Source organism: Chitinophaga sp. Ak27, from assembly GCF_012726295.1.
GTDB lineage: Bacteria > Bacteroidota > Bacteroidia > Chitinophagales > Chitinophagaceae > Chitinophaga.
The window spans coordinates 1,328,429-1,353,862 of sequence record NZ_JABAOB010000001.1; the positions used below are offsets into that span (position 1 = coordinate 1,328,429).

Here is a 25,434-nt window from a genome sequence, read left to right on the forward strand (position 1 = left end):
TTGATTTTTGTCAAAATCATATTGTTGATGGGCAAATTATACAAAGCGATTTTAATGTATAAAAAAATAAATCAATACGATTGAATTTCATACAATTAAATACGGATAAAGTTCGCGCAGTGTATAGGTTTCATTCATTATCAATAACACCTATTTGAAAAATTATAATTTTTGGTGCAAATTCTCAGAAATCATATTATTTATAACGTCTCTGCTAGATGCTGTTTAATTTTTTATCAGGCAGGCGAGATATCCACAGTCTACTTAACAATTTGTTAATTTGAAGTTAAAGTTTTCACAAGAAAAATGACCAACTTTGCGCCTGAAACAACAACATCTTTGCTTTATGGGGTTAAAAAAGTTACTCTTTACATTATCATTGTTAATCACTGTTCTCTTCACTTATGCCCAGGTTACCACCAGTAGCATCACGGGTGTGATAACTGATTCAAAAGGCCAGGGCCTGATTGGGGCTACGGTAAAAGCGACTCACACACCTACCGGAACCATTTACGGAACTACAACCCGTAACGGTGGTGAGTTTACCATTCCCAACATGCGTGTTGGCGGACCATACAAAGTGGAAGTATCTTTCATCAGCTATGGTACCGAAACGTACAACGACATCTTCCTGAAGCTGGGTGAGCCGTTGAAAATAAGCGTTAAGCTGTCTGAAGGATCTACTACCCTGAAAGAAATCAGCATTACCGGCACTAAGAATACTGTTAAAGGTAACGGTGGCACGGCCATGAACATTTCCCGTACCCAGCTCAATAACCTTCCTTCGGTTAACAGAAGTGTACAGGATTTTGTTAGACTGAGTCCTCAGGCTTCTGTATCTACCAACGGTAAAGACGGTTCACCAATGGGTATTTCCTTTGGTGGCCAAAGCAATAAATACAACCAATTTGCAGTGGATGGTGCAGTAACCAACGACGTATTTGGTTTGTCTGCTTCCGGTACCAATGGTGGCCAGGCTGGAGCTAATCCTATTTCCATAGAAACGATTGACCAGTTACAGATTGTACTGAACCCGTACGACGTTAAACAAAGTGGGTTTACCGGCGGCGGTATCAATGCCATTACCAAAAGCGGTACCAACGAACTCCATGGCGCTGCCTACCTTTATTACCAGGATCAAAGCCTGGTGGGAAAAGCGCCGGATTCCACCCGTTCTAAATACGGTACTTTCAGTAATAAAACTTTCGGTGCCAGCTTAGGTGGTCCGATCATCAAAAACAAATTGTTCTTCTTTGTAAACGCTGAAAGATCTGTTAGAAAGAACCCAATAGATTTCAACCCTGGAACAGGAGCTTCCAACGTAACCACTGACGAACTGAAAAGTATCTATGATTTTGTTGCTACTAAATATAAAGTAGATTTGGGAAGCTACACTGACCAGGAACGTAATAAACCAGCTACTACTCTCTTTGGACGTATTGACTGGAACATCAATTCTGTTCACAAACTGACGATACGTCATAACTATCTGAATGCAAGTGACCTGATCTACAGCAGAAGCAATAGTTCTGCGGCTTTCGCAAACAACTATTATACCTTCCCGTCAAAAAGTAATTCCAGTGTTATTGAGCTGAACTCCAATTTCTCTAATAAATTAAGTAATGAACTGAGGGTTGGCTATAATAATGTAAAAGACAGAAGAAGCTACGAAGGCCAGCCCTTCCCTACCGTTACCATTAACGACAACGGACGTACCATTAACCTGGGTAGTGAGTTTTCCTCTACGGCCAACGCCCTGGATCAGAGCATCTGGACCATTACAGATAATCTGACTATGTATAAAGGTAAACATACCATCACTGTAGGTGCAAATGCTGAAATCTACAAGATCAAAAATACCTTTATTCAAGGTGCTTTCGGTTCTTATACATATGATTCCATCAACGGATTCATTAACAACCTGAAACCAAGACAATACCAGATCAACTATAATACAGCTGATTCTACCCTTCGGGATGGTATCGGCTTCAAAGCAGCCCAGATCGGTATCTATGCACAGGACGAATGGAATATCAGGAAAAACTTCACCCTAACTTATGGTGTAAGAATAGATATTCCTATCTTCCCAACCACTCCTCCGGATAACGTTGCATTCTCGAAAGATCCTAGCTTTGCTGGTTACTCCACTACTACCATTCCAAAATCAAGACCGCTGATCGCTCCGCGCATTGGTTTCAACTGGGATGTTACTAACGACGGAATGACTACCATCCGTGGTGGTGTGGGAATTTTTACCGGCCGCGTACCATTTGTATGGATCTCCAACCAGTATGCAAATACCGGTAATGTTTATACCAATGTGAGCTTGAGCGGTTCCGCCCTTCCAAACAACTTCCGCTTCAACTATGATGCAAATAGTCCTTTTTACGGACAATATTCTGCTGCTAACCTCGCTGCAATGGGAGCTAGCGTAGGAAGCCGCCCTTCCAACATCAACCTTTCCGATAGGGACTTCAAATTCCCACAGATGTTTAAAACCAACCTGGCGATAGAAAGAAAATTACCATGGGGAATGAGCGCTACCATAGAAGGAAACTTTACCAAAACGCTTAACAACGCTATCTGGGAAAATTTGAATATTGTTCAATCTAACGATAGTGTTTCTTTAGGTGGTGGTATTAAAAGACCTACCTGGGTAAAGAAGAACAAAAACTGGGGCGACCAGATTCTTTTGTTGAAAAATACCAGTGAAGGTTATACCTATAACATCTCTGGTGAGTTAACCAAACAAACAAGCAATGGTCTCTTTCTGAAAGTTGGTTATTCTTACGGTGATTCCTATGCAATTAATGACGGTACTTCTTCCACAGCCGGCTCTAACTGGCGCTTCGGACCCAATGTTAATGGGTTGAACAACCTGGAATTAGCCCGCTCTAACTATAGCATGGGTAGCCGGGTCCTGGCAGTAGTTTCCAAAACGTTCAAATATGGTAAAGAAGACAAATTCCGTACTACCTTAACGCTGTTCTATAATGGTCAATCCGGTATTCCTTACTCATGGGTATACTTCAACACAGTTGATCCTACCGGTGATGATTTAGGCTCCAGCGGCAACAACGATCTGATCTACATTCCTAAAGCAACAGAAGTTGCTGCTATGAACTTCGATCTGATTTCCCAGAAAGATTCTAAAGGTAATGTGATCTACACCCGCACTCCAGACCAACAAAAAGCCGACCTGGAACGTCTGATTACCAACGACAGCTACCTCAGTAAGCACCGTGGTGAAAATGCCAAGAAAAATGCAAGCCGCACTCCATTCGAAAATATCTTTGACTTTAAAATAGCGCAGGTACTGCCTATTTATAAAAATCATAAAGTAGAAATCACTTTCGATATCCTGAACGTAGGTAACCTCCTCAACAAAGATTGGGGAAGAACATATTTCATTGCTAACAACGCATCTACACCACTGACATTCAGAAAATTCGATGCCACCGGCAATGCAGTTTTCCAATATGACAGAAGAAGAGAGGTCGATGGCTTTGGTAATGAAAAACCATACTACATCAACAACTTTACCGCTCGTTGGAGAGGGCAATTGGGTCTTCGCTACAGCTTCTAATCATTTTTATAAAAAAAGAAAGGCCTTCGTGATTTTCATGGAGGCCTTTCCTTTTTTATAAAAATGTCGTTGTTGTGTTAGCCTGAATCTTCTTGCCATTAAGGTTTGAAAACTCCCCTTCATGCCTGTCTTGTTCTACAATTGTTCCCAAAAATAATGGTACCCTACGCCAGGGTAAACCCATCCACCTCCAGCGGAATAATAAGTGAGATTACCATAGTCGTATACCTGGTATTCCCACGTTTCTCCCAAATTGAAGGAACTAACTCCAGCAGGTATTGTCCAGTATACAAAATTCTTTGTATCCAAATCCTGGACAGTTAGCTTAAGTGGATGGGTTAATGCCAGTGGCGTACTTCTGGTATTATCTGTATAAAAGTAAATAGTTGAATGTCCCTCTACCGCAGAAGAGCCGGTATTCCAATCATAATCATCACGCGTTTTCGTATATTTTACCACGGCTGTGATAGACGGATTATACATATAGTTATATGTTTCCACATCTCCTGTTGATAGTCCATCGCGTTGTCCAACTATCCAACTGCCATCTAATCGGAGCATAACAGCAGTACCAGGTACTTTGGCAAAATCACCTGAACTATAGAGCATAACAGAATTAAAATCAAATGTTCCCAACTCAAAACCAGGATCCCCTGTTTGTGTATAGGTTTGATAATTATTCACTCTATCTTCCTGAATATTATTAAAATTAATAGTCACAAAATTATCCCTGTCCGAACGCGACTGTTCATGAAAAAATCCAATTGCATGACCTATTTCATGGATAACCTGACCAACACCACAACCGTCTGCCAGATAGATTGGCTGGCGCCCACCCTGCATTCCAATCGGCGAAGCGCAGACTAAAGGGTCCCATACAAATTCAATATAATTCGCCTGATTTGTTCTTGGTACAAAAATGATGTTAGTCTGGTTTTGCCAATGGGTAATTGCCATACTAACTCTTGCTTGTGCAGGTAAACTCCCGTTTATGGTGTAATATACCGTCCTGTTGGGCCAGAGGTAGCCAATACGAGCAATCCCTGTGCGGGAAAAAATGGACGAATCTTTCCTTGGAGCCCTGCCATTCGGCGAACCTTGCGACTTTATCAATGCCGCTTTTTGCATAGCAAGCGGCGACGGATGCATTGATAGTGGATTAGATTCCTTCAACGGGTGACGAAAATATTTTGTCAAATAATCGAATTGCCCCTGATTAAAGATCATATCCCCACTAACATAAACATTATTCTTTTTCAAAAAACTCAACTTTACATTACCCGCCGCGTCTTTTACATAAACTCTTTCCCCTGGAATGTCGGGTAACGCATCTGCTGTTTCACATGCACAAGTAATTTCCTGGGATTTTTCCTTCCCGGATGATGAAGCTGCTATTTCTTTTTTTTGACAGGCACTCATCAAAAAGGCACCAACAAATAATAGCAAACTAAACTGTTTGCGATAAGGTTTTAAAGGATACATAAACCAAAATTAAAAGGTAAATAATCAATAAAAGGCTACTGGATTGAAGGGTTAAATGCTACGTACAACGAGATAAAAATATCTCTTTTGGGACTATCATTTTAAAAAGAATACGCCTTGATAATTTCGTTCAGAATTTATACATCTACCTCTTTTCAAACACCTTCTCCAATTACCTTCTCCTTCCATCCCCATTTAAAATCTTATAATAAATCGCCCTTTATTTCCGTTATTCTCAAAACCCTTACCCTTGGCCTCTATACGTACTCTTATTCTATTAGTCGCCGTCCTGCTTCCGCTTCAACGTATCCAGGCGCAAAACATGATTGCCAATGCCGGGTTCACCGATGTCAATATCTGTACGGAATACAGCTATCCCTGTGCCCCCAGCGCCTGGGAATCCGTAGCACCCAACACCAGTAAACTGATGTATACTGCCGATAAAGGCAATCGTTATATTACGCTTACGCTTTACAGCAGCATTGATCCCGATTTCCGCACCTACAGCCAAACTCAGCTGCTTTGCCCTTTACAGAAAGGACAGCAGTACCGGCTAAAAATATACCTGTTAATGGAGGAAGACCGTCCTTATCCTTTACCCGCGGTATTATTCGATACCGCTGCCCTATACCGCTGGACGCCCCGTCCCCTCCAGGTAGCGCCTACCTTTTACTTCTCCCGCACCACCGACAAACACCCGGAAAACAAATGGACAGTGCTGGAAAAAACATTTACAGCTCCCACTTCCGCTAACCACCTGGTGATTGGGAACTTTGATACGTCTACCGCCAATTATCCCAACAAAGCCGATTATTATCTGAGCATCGACAGCATATCATTCACACCACTCTCCGGCCAGCTCTGCGCCAATGCGCCCGCCACCAAAAAAGTACTTTATGCACAGCACGACCGTCACCACTATATTTCTCCCAATAACGATATGGGACTTCAACCCGTAGCCCCTACGCTACAAACTGTTTTCTTCAGCAAAGGCGCCTGTGATACCCTATTGCTGAAAAATGATTTCTTTGTACCTGGTACGCGGTACATTAACTCCGCCTATAGTTCGCAATTGGAAAAAATATTACAGCTGCAGGGAGACAATGTCCGCAACAAAATAAAATTGACCGGCTACGTATTCCGGCATGCCAACGAAAAATATAATGAAATCCTGGGCCAGGACCGCGCAAAAGCGGTTGCCTCTTACCTGGTATATCAAAAGGGCTATAGCTTTGATGATTTTACCGTTGCAGGTATCGGAAAGTGCGCTCCCGGCGGCGATTCTACAGAAAGAGTCGAATTTATCAGTTGCCAGCCTGCCGGCGAAATAACTGTACCGGTTACACATACCGATACCCTGATTCCCGACCTCCTGTTCGAAGTCAACAGCCACCAGCTCAATCACCAGATGCTGGGCACATTGGATAGCCTCATTAGCCGTATTCCCGCAGGGAATTATATATCCGTTACCGTGACCGGGCATACCGACAACACCGGTACGCCGGTGTATAACCAGGAACTATCCATGCGCCGGGCATTTGCCGTATCAGACTATATCCATGAAAAAGACCCTGCCATTCATATCACCGAGGTGACGGGGATGGGAGAATCGGTTCCTGTAGCGGATAATAACACCCTGGCCGGCAGAAGAAAAAACAGGCGGGTAGAAATTGTGATTTATCACCTTTCACAATAACAGTTTGGTTAGTCGTGGTGAAAGAATGGCAGCCCTAGAAACAGGTCCATGGCTATCTTCCAGGTGGTTGCATCATGGCGCCCTTTTTCTATCTCCACGTAAAAAACATCTTCATTACGTTTGTAGCCTTTTAACTCGAGCTCTTTTACCAGGTCGAGGGTATCGTCGATGCTGTCGATGATACCGTTCTGGTTACGGTCGGCCGTTTCATCATCGGTACCGCATTCAAAGAAAAACTGTTGTCCCGGATGGTAAGCTCCCTGGCGGATTAACTGGTGCATAATGCGGTCTTTATCGTCCTGGTAATCGCTGCCCAACGGCTTGCTCCGCCACCAGAGCGATCCGGAAAATACGCCTGCCAGCTGAAAAAGATCAGGATAGCGCCAGGCGATATCCAGGGCAGATAAGCCTCCCAGGGAGAAGCCCGCAAAAGCACGCTGCCGGATCTGCATACCCGGATACTGCTGTTGCAGATAGGGCAACACCTCCCGGAGTATAAAACGGGTATAATTTTCCGCCAGCGCCCCCTGGCCCATGTAATCCAATACGCCTGCAGTACCATATTCAGCGCGCCGTTGCCCACCGGCATAAATACCGACAATCAGTACAGACGCAGGCAAATCCGGCGGTAATAAGGCGCCCAGCTCCTGTCCATCATTTACCAGCAGCAATATGGAAGGCGTCGCCCCTTCCCACCAGGCTTCCAGGCTCACCTGCCGTTGGAGGTACTCAGAAGGAATATTATGTCGACTTGTCTGCATCCCAACAATTTACCAATAAACCAATAATCTTCTTTAAATTTAAAGAAACACTTTCCTGTGACTGAAAACTATTTGAAATGGCATTCGCCCAACCTGGGAAAAGACTTTGAAATGCTGGTATTCGGTGACAGCGGATATCCCCTGCTGCTATTCCCTACCTCTATGGGACGCTACTATGAGAGTAAAGATTTTGGCCTGATCGACGCCATCAGCTGGTTTATTGAAGAAGGCAGAATAAAAGTTTATTGTCCTGATAGCATCGATGCTTTCAGCTGGTATAATAAAGATATTACACCCGAAGAAAGAGCATATAATCATTCCTGTTACGACCAACTGCTAATGCAGGAAGTACTTCCCAGGATAGAAGCTGAAACCGGCCATCAGCGCATCGTTTCAGCAGGCTGCAGCTTTGGTGGATACCATGCCGCCAACTTTGCCTTCCGCCACCCCGACAAAGTATCATACCTCTTTAGCCTGAGCGGGGTATTTGATATCAAATCAAGGGTAGATGGCTATTACAACGATACCGTGTACTATAACAATCCGGCCGACTTCATGCCGGATAATGAACATGCAGACCTGTGGCGAATGGGTATTGTCCTCGGGGTAGCAGACCGGGATGTGACCCGGCCGCAAAATGAACAGTTGTCAGGCATACTTACCCATAAAAAAATTGCCCACTGGCTGGACATACGCCCGCAAACGACCCATGACTGGGCAGTGTGGCGGGAAATGTTACCGCATTATATCTCACTTATCAAGTAGCAGGATATGAAAAAAATTGGTATTCTCTTCGGACAGGAAAACACTTTTCCCCAGGCATTTGTAGACCGGGTGAACCGTATCAATCCCCCCGGCATCTTTGCTGAGTTTGTGACCATCGACAAAGTGATACAGGGCGCCGACTCCGGCTACGCCGTTATCATAGACCGCATTTCCCAGGATGTGCCTTTTTATCGCGCTTATCTTAAAAACGCCGCTATGGCGGGTACCGCGGTGATTAACAATCCCTTCTGGTGGAGTGCCGACGATAAGTTTTTCAACAACGCCCTGGCCGAAAAAGTAGGCGTACCTGTCCCCCGTACTGTACTCCTTCCCTCGAATAAACACCCGGAAGATACCAACGATAAATCATTCCGTAACCTCATTTACCCGTTCGACTGGAACACTATCTTCGATTACGTGGGCTTCCCTGCCTATATGAAACCCTATGCAGGCGGCGGCTGGAAACATGTATACCGGCTCGAGGATAAAGAGGATTTCTTCCGGCAACATAGCGAAACCGGGCAACTGGTGATGATGCTACAGGAAGAAATTGATTTCAGCCAGTATTTCCGCTGTTTTTGCATCGGTGGAACAGAAGTACGCATTATGCCTTACAATCCCCGCCATCCACACCATTTGCGTTATGATGCCAATTATACGTCCTCTCCCGCCCTGCTGGAACAAATTACGCAACACGTTCAAACGCTGAATCAATACCTGGGCTACGACTTCAATACCGTGGAGATAGCCGTCCGCGGCGGCGTTCCTTATGCGATCGACTTCTGCAACCCTGCACCCGATGCAGATCTGCATTCTATCGGCGCAGAACATTTTGAGTGGATAGTGGAAACGAGCGCCCGGTATGCGATTGAAAGAGCCATTGCACAGAAGCCGGGAAAAGATAACCTTACCTGGGGGAAATTTGTGCAACGCAGTCCGGCAAAAACTAAATCGGCAACCAATAAGAAGGAAGCTGCTGCTCCCAAAGCGAAAAAAGAAGCGGCCCCCAAGGAACGAAAAGCAGCGGCGAAAAAAAGCCCTGTTAAAAAACAGCAAAAAGAAAAATGATTCCATTTTACTGCGCTACATTTGTAAGCAGCTAAAAATACACCACATGTTTAAGGCGTTTACGCTCGGCATCGAAGAAGAATACATGGTAATTGACCCTACTACCCGCGAGCTCAGATCACACGAACAAAAGATAGTAGAACAGGCGCACAAGGTGATCAGCGACCAGGTAAAGGCCGAGTTTCACCAGGCTGTAGTGGAAGTAGGGACCCGCATCTGTGCCGATGTCCATGAAGCCAGGGCCGATGTAGCCTTGCTACGCCGTACCATTGCGCAAATAGCCGGCGACCTGGGCTTTCATATTGGCGCATCCGGTACTCACCCGTTCAGCAAATGGGAAAAACAACTCATTACTGACCATCCCCGGTATTTCGAAATCGTGAACGAAATGCAGGATGCTGCCCGGTCTAACCTCATCTTCGGACTGCATGTGCATGTGGGTATGGAAAACCGGGAAATGGCCATTCATATAGCCAATTCCGTTAGATACTTCCTACCGCATATATTTGCTCTCAGTACCAACTCTCCTTTCTGGGAGGGCAGGAATACCGGCTTCAAATCCTTTCGTACCAAGGTTTTCGACAAATTTCCCCGTACTGGCATTCCCGATTATTTCGGCAGCATAGAGGAGTACGATAACTATATTAAGCTGTTGGTAAAAACCAACTGTATCGACAATGCCAAAAAGGTATGGTGGGATTTGAGAGTACATCCCTTCTTTAATACAGTAGAGTTCCGGATCTGCGATGTACCGCTTACCCTGGATGATACCATCATGATAGCCGGCCTGTTCCAGGCCGTGTGCGCAAAAATTTATAAGCTGCGCATGCAAAATCTCAACTTCATTATCTATAACCGCGCCCTGATCAACGAAAACAAATGGAGAGCCTCCCGCTATGGTATCGACGGCCACCTGATCGATTTCGGTAAAGAGATGGAAGTAAATACCCGGTCCCTGATCTTTGAACTACTTGATTTTATAGACGATGTGGTAGACGATCTGGGCAGCCGCGATGTGATCGCTGCCACCACCAGGCTCATGGAAACTGGTACCGGCGCCGACAAACAACTGCAGGTGTTTGCCGATACCAACGACCTCGTAGCGGTGACCGATTTCATTCATGACCAGTTTCTCCGGGGCTGTTAGCCCATATTTCGTAATTTTGCAGTATGCATCCAACTAAAAAAAGCTGGAAGGTGGCCGTGCTGGATATGTACGAGGGTGTCCCTAATGAAGGGATGCGCTGTATCCGTGAAATATTGACGAAATATGCCAGCATGCACGCACTGGACCTTCAATTTGATGAATTTGAAGTAAGGCAGCAGATACAAGTTCCCGACACCAGCTATGATATCTATATTTCTACCGGCGGCCCCGGTAGCCCCGTTGCCAGTGAAGGAAGCGACTGGGAAAGCGCCTATTTTTCCCTGGTAGAAGATTTATTGGAATGGAACCGTACGGAGAAAGTAAAAAAACCGGCATTCTTTATTTGTCACTCTTACCAGATCATGTGCCGGTACTACCAGCTGGGCAATGTTTGCAAGCGTAAATCACCTGCTTTTGGCGTTTTTCCCGTACATAAATCCGCGGCAGGTATGCAGGAAAAAGTGTTTAGCGCCCTCCCCGACCCTTTTTATATTGTAGATAGCCGCGACTGGCAGGTCATAGAACTGAACTACGCAAATCTGCAAGCCATGGGCGGGCATGTGCTGGCACTGGAAAAAGAAAGGCCGCATGTACCTTTGGAACGCGCCACCATGGCCATCCGCTTCAATGAGCACTTCATTGGTACACAGTTCCACCCCGAAGCCGATGCAGCAGGTATGCACATGTATCTCCAGCAAAACGAAAAGAAAAAACAGGTAATAGATCATCACGGCATAGAAAAATACAACAGCATGATCAGCCAGTTAACAGATCCGGATAAGATTATGCTTACACATGACCGGTTCATTACCGCTTTCCTCGACTACGCCATTTATGGCCAACTCTCGGAAAGATTGGCTGCCATCGAACGACTGGTGCAGGTGCCTGTCCATACCGATAATGAACACTCGTTCTTTTAATGAAAACATCATGATTCCAGACGTCAGAACATCCTATAATCAACAATTTACCCCCGAACAATACCAGGCCTTCCTGGAAGGTATTGCGACCGATGCCGGCATAGCTCCCTCCTTCCGGATTGCAGAAACGCCCGTTTTTGTTCCAGCTGCGCTAAGTAGTAAACTGGTGCAGGCCTGCGAAGAAATCGTGGAAGTATTGCTCCGGCCCGACTTCAAAACAATTACCCAGGATGCCATTCCTCCTGCACTGAAGGTACCGCACGAAAATGAACATCCTCACTTCATTGTAATTGATTTTGCCGTTTGTAAAACAGCGGCCGGCGAACTGGTACCGCAGCTGATAGAATTACAAGGATTCCCTACCATGCTGGCTTTCCAGGAAGTAATGGCCCGCCAATTTAAAACACATTTCGATATTCCTGACCACCTCAATAATTTTTTTAACGGGTTGGATGCTGCTGCCTACTACCAGCTGCTCAGGGATATGATCGTAGGACCTTATGCACCGGAGGAAGTGATCCTTCTGGAAATAAAACCGGAAGAGCAAAAAACAAAAATCGATTTCTATAGCACGGAAAAAAGCCTGGGCATCCCTACCGTGTGTTTAACAGATCTAATACAAGAAGGGAAGAAATTATATTACCTGCGCAACGGCGTTAAAACACCGGTACAGCGTATCTATAACCGTATCATCTTCGATGATCTGCAAAAGCAATCCGTTTCCCTGGGAGAGCATGTAAACCTGTTCCAGGATCTCGACGTTGAGTGGATTACGCACCCTAACTGGTTTTATCGCATCAGCAAATACATCATGCCTTTTATTCACAGCGAATATGTGCCTAAAAGCTGGTTCCTGCATGAGTTGCCCGTGATTCCGGCCGACCTGGAAAACTATGTGTTAAAACCCCTGTTCTCTTTTGCGGGACAAGGCGTATTGATAGATGTTACCCAGGAAGATATTGACCGTATAGAGGATCCTGAAAACTGGATCCTGCAACATAAAGTAAAATATGCGCCTGCCATTGCAACGCCCACCGGGCCTGCTATCTGCGAGATACGCATGATCTATATCTGGCAGGATGACGCTGCCCGTCCTATGCTGGTACACAACCTGGCCCGCATCAGCAAAGGCAAAATGATCGGCGTAGGATTTAATAGTCAAGATACCTGGGTGGGAGGAAGCTGCTGCTTTTTTGAGCAGAAAGCGTAAAGCATAAAGCAAAAAGCTATTGTCGCGAGTAATGACCCTTGCAGATATTTTAAATCGCACTGATTACCCGCTACAATAGCTTTTTGCTTTATGCTTTACGCTTTCTGCTCCACTACAACCCAAATTCTTCGATCAGCGGGCCGGTTACATATTCACTTCTCTTACCCAGGCCCACGGCAAACTCTTCATTTTCGCCATTTTTCACAATCAGAAAAGGCTGCCCGAATTTTTGCTTTCCGGAGAAAATAACCGCAATATCTGTACAGGAAAATTCGTCAGACCGACGCAGATTCAGGTCTTTGTTATCTTCCAGGATATTGTTGGTTTTTATATTTTCTTTCAGGAGATGCAGTTGTTTTCCTACGTACTTCCTTTTCATCCACTCATAATTGGCATTGATAATCACCGGAGTACCGGCCAGGTTGTCGGCAGGTACCTGGTAGAGTAACAGCTTACGGTCTTCATCGCGCAGCGTAAAAACCAGCGTAACTTCTCCCGACTCTGCGCTTTTCCGGTCGTAGTCCACAATTTTGAATGTTTTATTCTCTATCGCCTTATAGGGCGTATAAAGATGTCCGCCTCTAAGTACGCTTTTATAAGGTACCTCTATGGCCGCTTTTACTTTGATGTTCTCCAGCAGGGAGTCTTCCTTATTCTTCACTCCTCGTTTCGGATTCAATTTAAGAAAGGTGATCTCCTGGCCCACCAGGGTAAGCTGGGCAATATCTGGCGTAAGATGCTGGAAAGCGATACTACTGTCGTAAGGCACTAAAGTTGGCTTCTTCTCCGTGTCCCTGTATTTGATCTGGGCAGAAGCGCTACCTGCTACCGCCAGCCCCATACACAGGGATAAATGTTTCAATTTCATATAACTTAAAATGTACGCAAATGTATAATGTCTGAAAATGGTTTTGCACAGGTGGTCTTTTACCACGCTCTACCAAAGATAACGGTGAGTTTACAAATACATTGCGTAGCCGGCAGGTAACTTAGTAATAATAATTATTATTTTTATGTATATATGTCAACTTAATACACTATCCTATGTTTAGCAACCTGGCCATAGATGTGGCCCTTGGCCTTATTTTCATTTACCTGCTTTATAGCTTGCTGGCTTCTGTAGTACAGGAATTCATTGCGAGAATGCTGAATGCCCGGGCACGCGGGCTCACTAAAGGATTACGGCGGCTGTTGGAAGGAGATCCCCGGCGCCGGGATCACCGCTGGTTTCGCCGGTTTACGTTTTTCAACTGGTTTTATGAATTGGGCTGGAGCATCATCTATTTTTTTGCGCCTTTCAAAGGCAGTCCCTTCCTCGAAAAATTTTACAATAGTTCTTCCATCCGTCACCTGGGAGAAAATACCGCCGCTTCGAGACCGGCGTATATCAGTCCGCCCATTTTTTCGCAGGCCATCATTCATTTGCTGCGTAGCAGTTATAAAGCGCAACAACCCACTACTGCCGACAGTCCCGGTGATCCGGAAATGATCCATATCGCACTGCAGGACAATTACCTGCATTTAGCCCCGGATACGCTCGAACATCTGCAACAACTTTTTGAAGATGCGGCACATGATGTAAAGGCTTTCCGGGTAGAGCTGGAGAGCTGGTTCAATGAAACCATGACCCGCGCCAGTGGCTGGTACCGCAAGCAAACCCAAACCTGGCTATTGTGCCTGGGTATGGTGATTGCCGCCGTTTTTAATGTCGATTCCATTGCCATTGCGCGTATCCTGATGAAAGATAAAAATGTAAGGACGCAACTGGTACAGCTGGCGGCCAGCCGTGTGCCGGCTTATACTGCCGTTACCGATACCCTGATCAGTAAACACCTGGTGCATAAAGACAGCGCCTTTTACCGGGCAGATACCTCGTTGCGCGTATTCGTAAATGATACCTCACTGATAGGCATATACGCCATGCTCCGCAACGATGCCGGCGATGCCAGGAATGTACTGGGCATTAGCCGGGGCTGTGTAGCTGATAGCAGTAACGGGCAAGTAACCATCCGCTGTGGCTTTACCCATCCTCTCCAGCAAAATAGGCGACTGGTATGGGCAGGATGGGCGCTCACCGCGCTGGCGCTTTCTTTAGGCGCTCCGTTCTGGTTTGATTTGCTGGGGAAAATTGTTAAATTTAGTAAGGAGCAACGCACTCAAGGTGCTCCTTAACAACGCATATGAAACGTACCAATTATTCCTCCGGAGCCCTTTGGGAAGGGAAAGTAGGTTACTCCCGGGCAGTAAGAATCGGCAATGTGATAGAAGTATCCGGCACGGTTGCTTCCGACAATGATAAAGTAGTAGCAGAAGGAGACGCCTATGAACAAACCAGGTTTGCCCTGGCTAAAATAGAAGCCGCGTTGATCAACGCCGGCGCCACGCTGCATGACGTAGTACGCACGCGCATGTTCGTAACAGATATATCACGATGGGAAGAGTACGGCCGGGCGCACGGCGAGTTCTTTAAAAGTATTAAGCCAGCTACCACGATGGTAGAAGTAAGCAAACTGATAGATCCGCGATACCTCGTGGAGGTAGAAGTTACCGCCATTGTAGAGCAGAAAGCATAAAAGCTGAAAGCAAAAAGCTATTGTGGAGAATGACTGGAGCGAATATTAAAAAAATCGCTTAGATCATTCTCCACAATAGCTTTTTTGTTTTCAGCTTCTGCGTTTATGCTTATTTATACAGTTCTGTCCATTTCAGCATACCGCCCACCAGGTTTTTGGTGTTGGTAAATCCCATAGAATCCAGCAGCATACAGGCTTGGCCGCTACGGTTGCCACTGCGGCAATACACAATAATTTCTTTATCCTTCCAGTCTTCAATTTCATCCACCTGCATTTGCTGTACGAAGCCCAGTGGAATGTGTACACCACCAATATTGAATTCTGCGCGTTCGTGTGGTTCTCTTACGTCTAAAATATATAGCTCTTCCCCGTTATCAATACGTTGTTTCAGTTCTTCTGCTGTTATATTTTGCATAGTTGTATAATTATAAAGTATTTAAAATCAGGTTTAAATTACACTATTTCTTTTATTCCTGTGTAGCAGGCTGGGTAGCTGTACTATCAGTTACAGGTTTGGTGGCAGATAACCAGAAGTCAACGCTTTCGCCGGCTCTCACCATGTTAAAGTCACCGATTTCATTTTTGCGGGCCGGTACCTGTTTAATAATATAGGCGTTGGCAGTATCCGTTACATTTGGATCGATGATCACTGTACCTGGGTTCAGGTTGCTGGCGCTCAGCATTTCCCGGGCTTCGGCGTAGGTAAGTCCCACGAAGTTAGGCACCGGGTTTTCTACGCTGCCGGTACCGCTACTGAGGATCAATGTAATATTGCTGCCTTCCGCTACGAGCGTACCCGGTTTTATTTTCTTACCACCTAACAACTGTTGTAATACCGTATTGGTCGCAAAGTCTGGTTTATAAATGGTATCTCCTACGTTGAGGCGCAGGCTTTTCAGCATCATTTCGGCGCTGCGGAAAGTAAGTCCTTCCAGGTCCGGCATTTTGACCATAGGGGCTACGGTCTTGTTCACAGTCAGGTAGATAGTCCTGCCCACCTTTACCTGGGCTCCTTTATCGGGAGTTTGGGCATATACTGCCAGCGGTGGGATGGAATCAATATAAATGGAGTCTCTTACATCAGCTTCAAAACCGGCATTTTCCAGCAGGCTGATGGCTTCCTTTACATTTTTTCCACGCACATCCGGTACTGTCAGCTGTTGTCCATGCTTGGTGATAACGCCCAGCAAAGAAAAGAACAGCAGGGCCAATGCAAAGAACATGGCTATAACAGCGAGCAGGTTGATTCCAAATGAGCGTTTGGTAATAAAGTCGAACACGATAATGATATATTAAGTGTGATAATCCTTACTTCATGCTTTCTTCTAAAAGCACGCCATAAAATTCTTTCAGCGTTTTACCCGCAGCTCTTACCTGTTGCGGTACCAGGCTGTTTTCAGATTGCCCCGGCATAGTATTTATTTCCAGGAAGAATAATTTTCCGGTGCCTTCTTCATAAATAAAATCTACCCTGGTAATTCCCTTACAGTTCAGTTTATTGTACAGGATGGTAGCCGTTTCCTGCACTTTCCGGGTAATTTCGTCCGATACGGGTGCAGGCGTGATTTCATTGGATACACCGGGGGTGTATTTGGCTTCATAATCGAAGAATTCCTTGCTGCTCACTACTTCCGTAATAGGTAACACTGTAATGGCGCCATTTTCACGATATAAACCTATGGTGAGCTCGCGGCCTTTGATAAACTCTTCTATCAGAACCTGCGCATCTTCCTTAAAGGCTTTATCAATAGCTGATGGCAGTTCTTCTGCTGTTTTTACTTTAGACATACCGATGCTGCTGCCGCCTTCTGCCGGTTTCACGAACACGGGTAAACGTAATTGTTGCAGGATATCGGTGGTATTGTAAGGCTGATCGCGGAAAATATGTACGGACTTAGATACATTTACCACGTTCAGGGCATCTACTATCTTATTGCAAAAGCTCTTATTGAAGGTAACAGCGGAGGTAACCATGCCGCAGCTGGTAAAGGGAATGCCAAGCATTTCAAAATAGCCCTGCAAGCGGCCATCCTCGCCGGGAGTGCCATGGATACCGATAAATACGGCGTCAAAGGTGATTTTATTTCCCTGGATGGTCAGCGAAAAATCGTTTTTATCTACTTCCACAACGGTACCATCGGCCGCTGTATAGCTCCAGCTGTCTTTTGTGATAGTGATCTTATACACATTATATTTGCTGCTATCCAGGTTATTTTCAATTGTTACGGCACTCTGCACAGATATCACATATTCTCCGGAATATCCACCGGCTACCAAAGCTATATTCTTCTTCATAAGATGTTTTACAATAAGCGGGTAAAGTTAAAGGTTATTTGTTAATTGGCAAGAGCAACGGCCCCTGACAGCTGCTGCTGTTCAAATTACATAAAAAAAACCGTCCCGGCTAAGGCCGTAACGGTTTTTTAAATTTCCTTCAAAATATTTCAGGCGTGCAGCTTCGCCTTCTTGCCCATCAGCTCCTCCACTGTTTCCTGGTACATTTCATCAGGTACGCAGCAATCTACCGGGCAAACGGATGCACATTGCGGTTCTTCATGAAATCCCTGGCATTCAGTGCACTTATCGGGCACAATGTAATAGATATCTGCACTAATGGGCGTATTGCGCTGGTCGGCATCCATTACACTCCTATCCATCAGTGTATAGGCGCTTTTTACGGTGGTGCCATCTGCTATGGCCCATTCTACGCCGCCTTCATAGATGGCATTATTGGGACATTCTGATTCGCAGGCATTACAACTTATACATTCGTCTGTTATCTTAAGTGCCATAGGTATCTTTTTGGGCTAGCTACTGTTCAGATTATATAAAAAAACCGTTCCGGCCAGGGCCGCAACGGTTTTTAAGCTTCCTTTTTAAATATTCTAGATGTGCAGTTTTGCTTTCTTGCCCATCAGCTCATCCACCGTTTCCTGGTACATTTCGTCAGGTACACAGCAATCTACCGGGCAAACAGCCGCACATTGCGGTTCTTCATGAAATCCCTGGCATTCTGTACATTTGTTGGGCACAATGTAGTAGGTATCTACACTGATAGGCGCATTGCGCTGGTCCGCGTCCATTACACTACCATCCATGAGGGTATAGGAGCCTTTTACGGTGGTGCCATCAGCAATGGCCCATTCTACTCCGCCTTCATAGATCGCATTGTTAGGGCATTCTGGTTCGCAGGCACCGCAATTTATACATTCGTCTGTTATCTTAATTGCCATAGTGTAAACTTTTTGATTAAGTAGTAAGCCATTAATTTTGTGTGACAAAAATAAAATTTTCCCGGTTTAATTAAGTCATTATTTATATAGTTTCATGAACATTATAGAAAAAGAAGCCGCATTGGTACGTCTGGGGCAGTATCTGGCCGCTAAAAGCCCCGAGTTGGAAGCAGTGAAAGAGCGCGCTTTTATCGCCAATGGGTGGTTTACACCTGCCTTTATAGATAACGCCCTGGATAATATCTCCCAGTATTTCCTCTCCCCGGAAAAATTAAGAGACTGGCTGGAGGGCTACCCAAAAGTAACGGAAGCCCGCGAGGCTAAAACGGTTGGCATTGTAACGGCGGGAAATATTCCGCTCGTAGGCTTCCATGACTGGCTTTGCGGTTTCGTGAGCGGGCACCAGGTTAAAATGAAGCTATCAGGCAAAGACGAAATTCTCCTGAAACATATCCTGGAAAAGATAGGCGAATGGTATCCTGCCCTGGCACACCAAACTGAAATCCAGGAGATGCTGAAAGGCTGCGATGCCTATATTGCCACCGGCAGCAACAACTCTGCCCGGTATTTCCACTATTATTTTGCCAAATACCCGCATATTATCCGGCATAACCGCACCTCTGCCGCCATTCTTACCGGCAACGAGTCTGCTGCTGAGCTGGAAGCCCTGGCAGATGATATTATGCTATATTTCGGACTCGGCTGCAGGAATGTGACCAAAATATACGTACCGACTAACTACGATTTTGAACCGCTGCTGAAAGCACTGGATAAGTACAGCCACCTGGCCGACCACCATAAATACAAAAACAACTACGACTATAACCTGGCCTTACTGCTGCTCAATAGCAGCCCTTATATTACCAACGGTACGATACTCCTGCAGGAAAATACCGCCCTGTTTTCCCCCCTCAGCGTATTGCACTATAGCTATTATATAGATATGGCCCAGCTGCAACAGGAGCTTTCGGGCGAAGAAGCCATCCAGTGCCTGATAGGGCATTCGTTTACACCTTTCGGTTATGCCCAGCAACCCAGCCTGATTGACTACGCCGATGGCGTAGATACCCTGAAGTTTCTCCTGGAATTATAAAAAGCCGAAAGTAAAAAGCTATTGTAGCGGATAACTATCCGCATTAATCACCTGCTACAATAGCTTTTTGCTTTCCGCTTCTAACAATTTGTCGCATTTACTTGTTATATTGACATGCAACCTGACAGCTCTGTCAGTGGGGTTTTAAGCCGTGTTTAACGATTACGATAAAAATGTGTTAAAGTAAATATGGGTACTTGCGTTTCATTCGTTGTACCTGTTAAATTTGTAGCAAGGGCATGCAAATTGATCTTATGCCGTTGTTATCTCATTAATTATCACGCAAACACACTATAATATGAAATTCAAGCAAATTGTTACAACTGTCCTTATCAGTGCAGTAACGGCAACTGCCTCCATATTTGTGTATGGCAAATATTTCCAACCGAGGCAGCCGATAGTTTATCAGAATGGCACAGAAGTCCCTGTTAATTATGCACGGTATATGCCTGGTTCCGAAGGCAATTCCAACGCTACTCCCCCCTCCGACTTTACCACAGCCGCCAAGGCGGCGGTTCCCGGCGTAGTGCACATTAAAACAAAAATCAATCCCCGCCAGGTTACCAATGGCAATAACCTCCAGCGTCAACGCAGCATCCTGCAGGATCTTTTTGGTGATGACTTTTTCGGAGATGAATTCAACGGCGGTGGTGGCGGACGTAAATATTACATTCCCGGTCAAATGGCTTCCGGTTCCGGTGTGCTGATTTCCGGCGATGGATATATCGTTACCAACAACCACGTGATTGCTGATGCCGACGAAATCAATGTAACGCTCAACAGCAACCAGAATTTCAAGGCTAAACTGGTAGGCGCCGATCCCAGTACCGACCTGGCTGTCATTAAAATTGACGCTAAAGACCTTCCATACCTGATGTATGGTAACTCCGACAACGTGGATATAGGGCAATGGGTACTGGCCGTAGGCTATCCATTAAACCTGGATGCTACCGTTACTGCCGGTATCGTGAGCGCCAAATCCCGCTCCATTGGTATTAACCGCAGCGGTGGTAAAATGAACAGCGCTATCGAATCCTTTATACAAACCGATGCCGCTGTAAACCAGGGTAATAGCGGTGGTGCACTGGTAAATACCGCCGGTGAGCTGGTAGGCATTAACTCTGCAATCGCTTCGCCCACCGGTTCTTATGCTGGTTATTCCTATGCTATCCCGGTTAACCTGGTAAAAAAAGTAGTTAACGATATCCTGAAATATGGCAACGTACAACGAGCTTACCTTGGCGTAAGATATGCCCAATCATCCCTCATCAATAATATGAGCGATGAAGAGCTGAAAGATGCCGGTATTAAAAGGAACGTAAACGGGGTACAGGTAACAGAAGTACTGCCCAACAGCTCTGCAGCCGCTGCGGGACTGCGTGCCGGCGATGTGATCACTGCTATTAACGGCGTAAAGATTCCGGCTACTTCCCAACTTGGCGAACAGGTAGCCCGTTACAAACCAGGCGATAAAATCAGCATTACTTACCTGCGTGGCAATAAAGAAACCACTGTTGACAACGTAGTCATGAAAAACCTGAAGGGAAATACCGACCTGGTGAAGGTAACCGCCCTGGACCGCTTAGGCGCTGATCTGGGTGAACTTAGCCAGGACCAGGCAGCCCGATTGGGCGTAAATGGCGGTGTGATTGTAAATGATATTGGCAACGGTATCCTGAAAAAACAAACTTCCATGGCGCCTGGTTTCGTGATCCTCAAAGCCGGTGATACCCCGGTAACCTCTGTAGATGCACTTAGCAGTGCGTTAGACAAGAGCAAAAACCTGAAACTCGTCGGTTTTTACCCCGAAAGAGGCAACAGCATCTACTATTATAATATTTCAACCACCGGCAGCGCTTCACAGAACCTGTAAGCCTTAGCCAGTATAAAGCATTCAAAAGCCCCCCACGATTCGCGGGGGGCTTTTCCATTAAGTCATACATGGATTACCTGGAAAGGCAAATCATGCAATCAGCCATATCTATGAAAACCCATTATGAAAATAACATAAGTATATGAAACGGAGATTCCCTGATCCGTAAACACTGTAAAGAAAGATAGGAACGCAGCAAAAAGCCGGTTAAGCGTTGTGCAACCGGCTTTAATAATTAAAAAATATTAATAATATTATAAATTGATCACCCCTTTCAGTTGGGTAAAGAACTCGTCTTTTTTACGGGAAGAGATCGGGATATTTTTCTGATCGCTCATCACTACCGCTGTACCAAGACCTTTAATGATCTTAACGATATGGTGGATATTGATCAGGAAGGACTTATGCACCCGGTAAAATCCTTTATCGGAGAGCATTTCCTCATATTCCTTTAAGGATTTGGAAATCAGGTGGGAAACGTTGTTGATCAGCTGGATTTTGGTGTAGCTATCGAATGCTTCACAGTAGATAATATCTTTCAGGTCGATAACATTATAGCCGTCATTGACCGGTATTACGATCTTGGAGAAGGCGTTATCGTTGTTTTTAACATAATCCTTCAGGATAGATGCCAGTTCATTGAGCCGGCCTTTCTTGCTTTTCTTTACCTTTTCCAGGGCATCTTCCACCTCGCTGACCTTGATGGGTTTCAATAGGTAGTCTAGCGCAGCAAATTTGATGGCTTGCAGCGCATATTCCTGGAATGCGGTGATAAAAATGACCTCAAAATTCAGGACCGGGAACATTTCCAGGAGCTGAAACCCATTGTGTGGCGGCATCTCAATGTCAAGAAACAGAACATCAATGGGATTGTTTTTGATCATTTCTGCCGCCTCATTGATATTTTGCGCTTCACCGACAACTGTCACATCTTTGCAGTAGTTCTCCAGTATATTGCGCAAAATATGAATGTTGCGGACTTCATCGTCTACAATGGCAGCTTTTATATTACTCATAACATCTTAACAATGGGAATCAGAATTTCAACTAAGGTACCTTCCTTATTGCCGAAACCAGATTTAAATTTATCAATAATTTCTAACTTTCCAACACTTCCATTAAAAGATTTTATAATCTGCAAGCGCTCTTTAATCACGCTTAATGCAGTTGACTCGTGTTTAATGAGCCTCGAGCTTTTAATGCTATTTGACTTATCCCAGCCTATTCCGTCGTCATCTACAGAACAATATAAGAGATCATCCACCATTTCCAGCCGGATTTCCAGGTAACCGCTGATATTTTTTGGAGCGAGGCCATGTTTAATGGCATTTTCCACTATGGGCTGGATAATCATGGGTGGAATGTAAATGGTATATTCTTTTAGCGCATCCTCCATAATAAAGTGGTACGTGAAGGAATGGGCAAACCGGATCTTTTCCAGCTCCAGGTACCGGGTCAGGAAGGCAATTTCCTCTTCCAGGGAAATATAGGATTTCCGGGAATTATTGAGCATTTGCCGCATTAAAGTGGCAAAATCTGCCAGGAAATTCAGGGCTTGCTTCTCTTCTTTTTCCAGGATGAGATGCTGTACTGAATTGAGGGAATTGAATATAAAATGCGGGTTCATCTGGTTGGTCAGCGCCTTGGCCTCCAGCTCTGCGATACGCCGGTTGTATTCTGTTTTCCGTTTTTCTGCCTGTTTTATACGCCGGATAATATAGCGCAGGCCCACCAATACCAGTAACAGGCCGGCCAGCAATAAGATGCCCCTGGACCACCATTGCTGGTACCACCTGGGCAGGATGCTCACGTCCATACTCAGGGTATTGGACCAATCGCTCTTATATTTTCGGGCTCTCACCATCAATTTATAGGTTCCCGGCTGCAAGTCAGGGAACGGGATGATGTTTGACCGGGTAGATACCCATCCGTTAGTAGTATCTCCTGAAAAGTTATACTGGTACTCCACCAGCTCCGGCAAATCGAAGACAATGGTGCCAAACTCGGCCTCAAAGGAAGCTTTCCGCTGGTACAGGTGTACAAAATTATTTATGGCCTTGTAGGTACTGTCGCCATAGCGGATATTATTCAGGTAGATGACCGGCGGGATGGTATCTACGGGAATATGATCTGCATTGAAATAGCATAGACCATTAGAAGTCGCTATATATAACAGATCGTTATCCGAATATACCCCGCGAATATCATCTGAGCTCAGTCCATCGTTGGAGGTGATGTTACGGGTAATGGATTCTTTTTTCACATCGATGACCGACAGTCCGCGGTTGGTGGCCACATAGAGGCGACCTATGCCATCATAATAAAGCTGTTGGCAGATATCGCTGGCCAGGTTATCAGCAGAAGAAAAATGTTTTACAATAGCGTCATGGCGCATCACGTAAATGCCCTGATCGCTGGTGCCAATCCACAATGAGCCGTCTATCCACTTCAGGTCTTTGATATTGACTTTGCGCAGGGTATCCGTTCCCGTGGGTATGAGCTGGCGTTTACCGTCAGTACAATAATAGAGCCCCGTATTGGTACCCACATAATAGGCAGAGTCGTTGATACAGGCTACAGAATTGACCAGCATATCCAGGTCGCCGATGAAATAATCATCGAGGGCTATTACCTGGTTTTTAGCGGCTATCCTGATTTTGCCGGTAGGGGAAATATCCACGTCTTTCAGCATTCTGACTGCTTTCAGCAGCGATGCTTTTTGGGTGGCTGTATTAAAATTATACAGCCCGTTATCCGTACCAATCAGCATATTATTATCGCCGCGGGGCTGGATCGTGAGCAGGCTATTTCGCCCGGAAGTGGTATCCAGTGTGTATTGGCGGATACGGTTTTCCGCGTCCATGGTATTGAGGATACCGGCGTTTTGTCCTATCAGCAGCAGGTCATTTTTTTTGTCTTTTGAGATGCTGAAGATAGAATGCGAATAAAGGCCGTTTGTATTATCGAGGTAGCTGAAATAAAAATTCTTATAGGGAATATTGTAAACCCCATCACCGAAAGTGGTGATCCAGATGTTGCCATCGCGGTCTTTCAGGAGGGAAGTGATGTAGTGGTTGTCGAGCAGCCTGGTCACTTTTCTTTCTCCTTTAAAGAAATCTTTGAGAAAGTAAAGGGCGCGCTGGGTACCTACCCAGAGGTTATCGTTATCGAGGCAAACGTGGCTGATATCATCGTGGATGCCCCATTCGCTGCCATTGAAAAAGCAGATGGCATCCTTTGCCGTGTAGGAATACAGCGTATTGCGGATAATTACCAGGGCCTTATTAATGATACGGGTATGGAGGGAGGAATCATCTAACGGCAATGGGCATACGGGAAATACTTTCTGGGTTGAGTTATTCAGATCTGCCAGTCCATCAAGATGAAAAGACGGCTGTAAGGGGTGATAGATGCTGTCGTTGCGCATCATGTGAAAGAGGTCGAATGTACCCTGTATATAGGAGGTTTCTTTACCCGTATACATAATGATACGGTTGTTGGTATTGAGAAACCAAACGTAGCCGCCTTTTCCGTCGAAGGCATACTGCATGTAATGGCTACGACTGTTGAAGATCAGTGAGGAATCATTTTCATCGCTGTGGATGAGCGGCTTGTCGTAAAAAGAGGGTTTACCATTGAGTGTAAAAAACCATACCCGTCCTTTAGAATCGGCGGCCAGTTTGGTAACATCGTTGTCGGTGAGTCCATCTTTTTTGGTGTAGTTACGGAATCTTTTCCCGTCAAACTTACTGACGCCGGTGGGTGTAGCAAACCATATGAAACCGTCTTTATCCTGCACGGCAGCATAAACAGTAGCGTTGGCCAGTCCATCCTTCACATTATAGTTACGGATCATGAGCCCCTGCCCCATGCATATAGTAACCTTACAGAAGAAGACCAGCGCCCATAACATTATAAAACGGTTCAAGGGCATTGGATCATTTTATTGATTTATTGTCCAATAGGGATATACGAAAAGTTGTTTATTCCCTTACTGGCGCATTTTATTATATGGAATATGGCCAAT

The 25,434-nt window shown here is 45.3% G+C and carries 21 protein-coding genes; 11 read left to right on the forward strand and 10 right to left on the reverse strand.

Annotated elements, in window-relative coordinates:
- Window positions 1-346: 346 nt before the first annotated feature.
- The gene (locus HGH90_RS05165) at window positions 347-3,586 is read left to right on the forward strand and encodes a carboxypeptidase regulatory-like domain-containing protein (RefSeq protein WP_168740137.1); all 3,240 of its coding nucleotides are present in this window, start codon (window positions 347-349) and stop codon (window positions 3,584-3,586) included.
- A 135-nt stretch (window positions 3,587-3,721) separates the two neighbouring features.
- Here HGH90_RS05165 and HGH90_RS05170 read toward each other — a convergent pair whose 3' ends face one another.
- A complete protein-coding gene (locus HGH90_RS05170) occupies window positions 3,722-5,068 on the reverse strand; it encodes a M12 family metallopeptidase (RefSeq protein WP_169190530.1) in 1,347 nt (448 codons plus the stop codon).
- 250 nt (window positions 5,069-5,318) lie between these two features.
- Here HGH90_RS05170 and HGH90_RS05175 point away from each other — a divergent pair, with 250 nt between their 5' ends.
- Window positions 5,319-6,764, forward strand: a complete 1,446-nt coding sequence (locus HGH90_RS05175) for an OmpA family protein (RefSeq protein WP_169190531.1) — start codon at window positions 5,319-5,321, stop codon at window positions 6,762-6,764.
- Window positions 6,765-6,772: 8 nt separating this feature from the next.
- Here the strand turns inward: HGH90_RS05175 and HGH90_RS05180 are convergent, their stop codons facing one another.
- On the reverse strand, window positions 6,773-7,525 hold the full coding sequence (locus HGH90_RS05180) for an alpha/beta hydrolase (RefSeq protein WP_169190532.1): 753 nt from the start codon (window positions 7,523-7,525) through the stop codon (window positions 6,773-6,775).
- A 57-nt stretch (window positions 7,526-7,582) separates the two neighbouring features.
- On the opposite strand from HGH90_RS05180, the gene HGH90_RS05185 reads away from it, so the two are divergent.
- Genes HGH90_RS05185 through HGH90_RS05205 form a run of 5 tightly spaced genes read left to right on the forward strand, consistent with a single transcriptional unit; the run spans window position 7,583 to window position 12,635 of the window.
- Entirely contained in the window at window positions 7,583-8,290 is a 708-nt protein-coding gene (locus HGH90_RS05185) for an esterase family protein (RefSeq protein WP_168763961.1), read from the forward strand.
- Window positions 8,291-8,296: 6 nt separating this feature from the next.
- Window positions 8,297-9,358 carry a RimK family alpha-L-glutamate ligase gene (locus HGH90_RS05190; RefSeq protein ID WP_169190533.1) on the forward strand — a complete coding sequence of 354 codons (1,062 nt, stop codon included), beginning with the start codon at window positions 8,297-8,299 and terminating at the stop codon, window positions 9,356-9,358.
- A 46-nt stretch (window positions 9,359-9,404) separates the two neighbouring features.
- The gene (locus HGH90_RS05195) at window positions 9,405-10,505 is read left to right on the forward strand and encodes a carboxylate-amine ligase (protein ID WP_168763963.1); all 1,101 of its coding nucleotides are present in this window, start codon (window positions 9,405-9,407) and stop codon (window positions 10,503-10,505) included.
- A gap of 23 nt (window positions 10,506-10,528) precedes the next feature.
- A complete protein-coding gene (locus HGH90_RS05200; RefSeq protein WP_169190534.1) occupies window positions 10,529-11,425 on the forward strand; it encodes a type 1 glutamine amidotransferase in 897 nt (298 codons plus the stop codon).
- Between the two features lie 10 nt (window positions 11,426-11,435).
- On the forward strand, window positions 11,436-12,635 hold the full coding sequence (locus tag HGH90_RS05205) for a hypothetical protein (RefSeq protein WP_169190535.1): 1,200 nt from the start codon (window positions 11,436-11,438) through the stop codon (window positions 12,633-12,635).
- Window positions 12,636-12,747: 112 nt separating this feature from the next.
- Here the strand turns inward: HGH90_RS05205 and HGH90_RS05210 are convergent, their stop codons facing one another.
- Window positions 12,748-13,503: a hypothetical protein gene (locus tag HGH90_RS05210; protein WP_168763966.1), complete on the reverse strand. Its 756-nt coding sequence runs from the start codon at window positions 13,501-13,503 to the stop codon at window positions 12,748-12,750.
- A 176-nt stretch (window positions 13,504-13,679) separates the two neighbouring features.
- Between HGH90_RS05210 and HGH90_RS05215 the strand changes: the two genes are divergently transcribed.
- Window positions 13,680-14,807 carry a hypothetical protein gene (locus HGH90_RS05215; protein WP_169190536.1) on the forward strand — a complete coding sequence of 376 codons (1,128 nt, stop codon included), beginning with the start codon at window positions 13,680-13,682 and terminating at the stop codon, window positions 14,805-14,807.
- An 8-nt stretch (window positions 14,808-14,815) separates the two neighbouring features.
- A complete protein-coding gene (locus HGH90_RS05220; protein ID WP_168740126.1) occupies window positions 14,816-15,208 on the forward strand; it encodes a RidA family protein in 393 nt (130 codons plus the stop codon).
- Between the two features lie 109 nt (window positions 15,209-15,317).
- Here the strand turns inward: HGH90_RS05220 and HGH90_RS05225 are convergent, their stop codons facing one another.
- The 5 genes from HGH90_RS05225 to HGH90_RS05245 form a co-directional block, all read right to left on the reverse strand.
- A complete protein-coding gene (locus tag HGH90_RS05225) occupies window positions 15,318-15,623 on the reverse strand; it encodes a rhodanese-like domain-containing protein (RefSeq protein WP_145668028.1) in 306 nt (101 codons plus the stop codon).
- Window positions 15,624-15,675: 52 nt separating this feature from the next.
- A complete protein-coding gene (locus HGH90_RS05230; RefSeq protein WP_168763968.1) occupies window positions 15,676-16,488 on the reverse strand; it encodes a PASTA domain-containing protein in 813 nt (270 codons plus the stop codon).
- A gap of 28 nt (window positions 16,489-16,516) precedes the next feature.
- Window positions 16,517-17,503: a D-alanine--D-alanine ligase gene (locus HGH90_RS05235; RefSeq protein WP_169190537.1), complete on the reverse strand. Its 987-nt coding sequence runs from the start codon at window positions 17,501-17,503 to the stop codon at window positions 16,517-16,519.
- Window positions 17,504-17,652: 149 nt separating this feature from the next.
- Window positions 17,653-18,000, reverse strand: a complete 348-nt coding sequence (locus HGH90_RS05240; RefSeq protein ID WP_169190538.1) for a 4Fe-4S dicluster domain-containing protein — start codon at window positions 17,998-18,000, stop codon at window positions 17,653-17,655.
- A 93-nt stretch (window positions 18,001-18,093) separates the two neighbouring features.
- A complete protein-coding gene (locus tag HGH90_RS05245; RefSeq protein ID WP_145667986.1) occupies window positions 18,094-18,441 on the reverse strand; it encodes a 4Fe-4S dicluster domain-containing protein in 348 nt (115 codons plus the stop codon).
- 94 nt (window positions 18,442-18,535) lie between these two features.
- Here HGH90_RS05245 and HGH90_RS05250 point away from each other — a divergent pair, with 94 nt between their 5' ends.
- Both HGH90_RS05250 and HGH90_RS05255 read left to right on the forward strand, forming a co-directional pair.
- Window positions 18,536-19,534, forward strand: coding sequence for an acyl-CoA reductase (locus HGH90_RS05250; protein WP_168763971.1), 999 nt, complete (start codon window positions 18,536-18,538; stop codon window positions 19,532-19,534).
- Between the two features lie 298 nt (window positions 19,535-19,832).
- The gene (locus tag HGH90_RS05255; protein ID WP_168763972.1) at window positions 19,833-21,407 is read left to right on the forward strand and encodes a trypsin-like peptidase domain-containing protein; all 1,575 of its coding nucleotides are present in this window, start codon (window positions 19,833-19,835) and stop codon (window positions 21,405-21,407) included.
- 254 nt (window positions 21,408-21,661) lie between these two features.
- On the opposite strand, the gene HGH90_RS05260 is transcribed toward HGH90_RS05255, so the two are convergent.
- Window positions 21,662-22,423, reverse strand: a complete 762-nt coding sequence (locus HGH90_RS05260; protein WP_078672331.1) for a LytR/AlgR family response regulator transcription factor — start codon at window positions 22,421-22,423, stop codon at window positions 21,662-21,664.
- Complete coding sequence (locus HGH90_RS05265) at window positions 22,420-25,341, reverse strand: histidine kinase (RefSeq protein ID WP_169190539.1); 2,922 nt, start codon at window positions 25,339-25,341, stop codon at window positions 22,420-22,422. The genes HGH90_RS05260 and HGH90_RS05265 overlap by 4 nt, the downstream gene beginning before the upstream one ends.
- Window positions 25,342-25,434: the final 93 nt, after the last annotated feature.

Bases quoted from the DNA above. Each gene is read 5' to 3' on its own strand.
- HGH90_RS05170 (WP_169190530.1), bottom strand. From the start codon at position 5,068: ATGTATCCTTTAAAACCTTATCGCAAACAGTTTAGTTTGCTATTATTT.
- HGH90_RS05225 (WP_145668028.1), bottom strand. From the start codon at position 15,623: ATGCAAAATATAACAGCAGAAGAACTGAAACAACGTATTGATAACGGG.
- HGH90_RS05260 (WP_078672331.1), bottom strand. From the start codon at position 22,423: ATGAGTAATATAAAAGCTGCCATTGTAGACGATGAAGTCCGCAACATT.
- HGH90_RS05180 (WP_169190532.1), bottom strand. From the start codon at position 7,525: ATGCAGACAAGTCGACATAATATTCCTTCTGAGTACCTCCAACGGCAG.
- HGH90_RS05250 (WP_168763971.1), top strand. From the start codon at position 18,536: ATGAACATTATAGAAAAAGAAGCCGCATTGGTACGTCTGGGGCAGTAT.
- HGH90_RS05235 (WP_169190537.1), bottom strand. From the start codon at position 17,503: ATGAAGAAGAATATAGCTTTGGTAGCCGGTGGATATTCCGGAGAATAT.
- HGH90_RS05165 (WP_168740137.1), top strand. From the start codon at position 347: ATGGGGTTAAAAAAGTTACTCTTTACATTATCATTGTTAATCACTGTT.
- HGH90_RS05255 (WP_168763972.1), top strand. From the start codon at position 19,833: ATGAAATTCAAGCAAATTGTTACAACTGTCCTTATCAGTGCAGTAACG.
- HGH90_RS05205 (WP_169190535.1), top strand. From the start codon at position 11,436: ATGATTCCAGACGTCAGAACATCCTATAATCAACAATTTACCCCCGAA.
- HGH90_RS05245 (WP_145667986.1), bottom strand. From the start codon at position 18,441: ATGGCAATTAAGATAACAGACGAATGTATAAATTGCGGTGCCTGCGAA.
- HGH90_RS05200 (WP_169190534.1), top strand. From the start codon at position 10,529: ATGCATCCAACTAAAAAAAGCTGGAAGGTGGCCGTGCTGGATATGTAC.
- HGH90_RS05190 (WP_169190533.1), top strand. From the start codon at position 8,297: ATGAAAAAAATTGGTATTCTCTTCGGACAGGAAAACACTTTTCCCCAG.
- HGH90_RS05210 (WP_168763966.1), bottom strand. From the start codon at position 13,503: ATGAAATTGAAACATTTATCCCTGTGTATGGGGCTGGCGGTAGCAGGT.
- HGH90_RS05215 (WP_169190536.1), top strand. From the start codon at position 13,680: ATGTTTAGCAACCTGGCCATAGATGTGGCCCTTGGCCTTATTTTCATT.
- HGH90_RS05265 (WP_169190539.1), bottom strand. From the start codon at position 25,341: ATGCCCTTGAACCGTTTTATAATGTTATGGGCGCTGGTCTTCTTCTGT.
- HGH90_RS05240 (WP_169190538.1), bottom strand. From the start codon at position 18,000: ATGGCACTTAAGATAACAGACGAATGTATAAGTTGTAATGCCTGCGAA.
- HGH90_RS05195 (WP_168763963.1), top strand. From the start codon at position 9,405: ATGTTTAAGGCGTTTACGCTCGGCATCGAAGAAGAATACATGGTAATT.
- HGH90_RS05220 (WP_168740126.1), top strand. From the start codon at position 14,816: ATGAAACGTACCAATTATTCCTCCGGAGCCCTTTGGGAAGGGAAAGTA.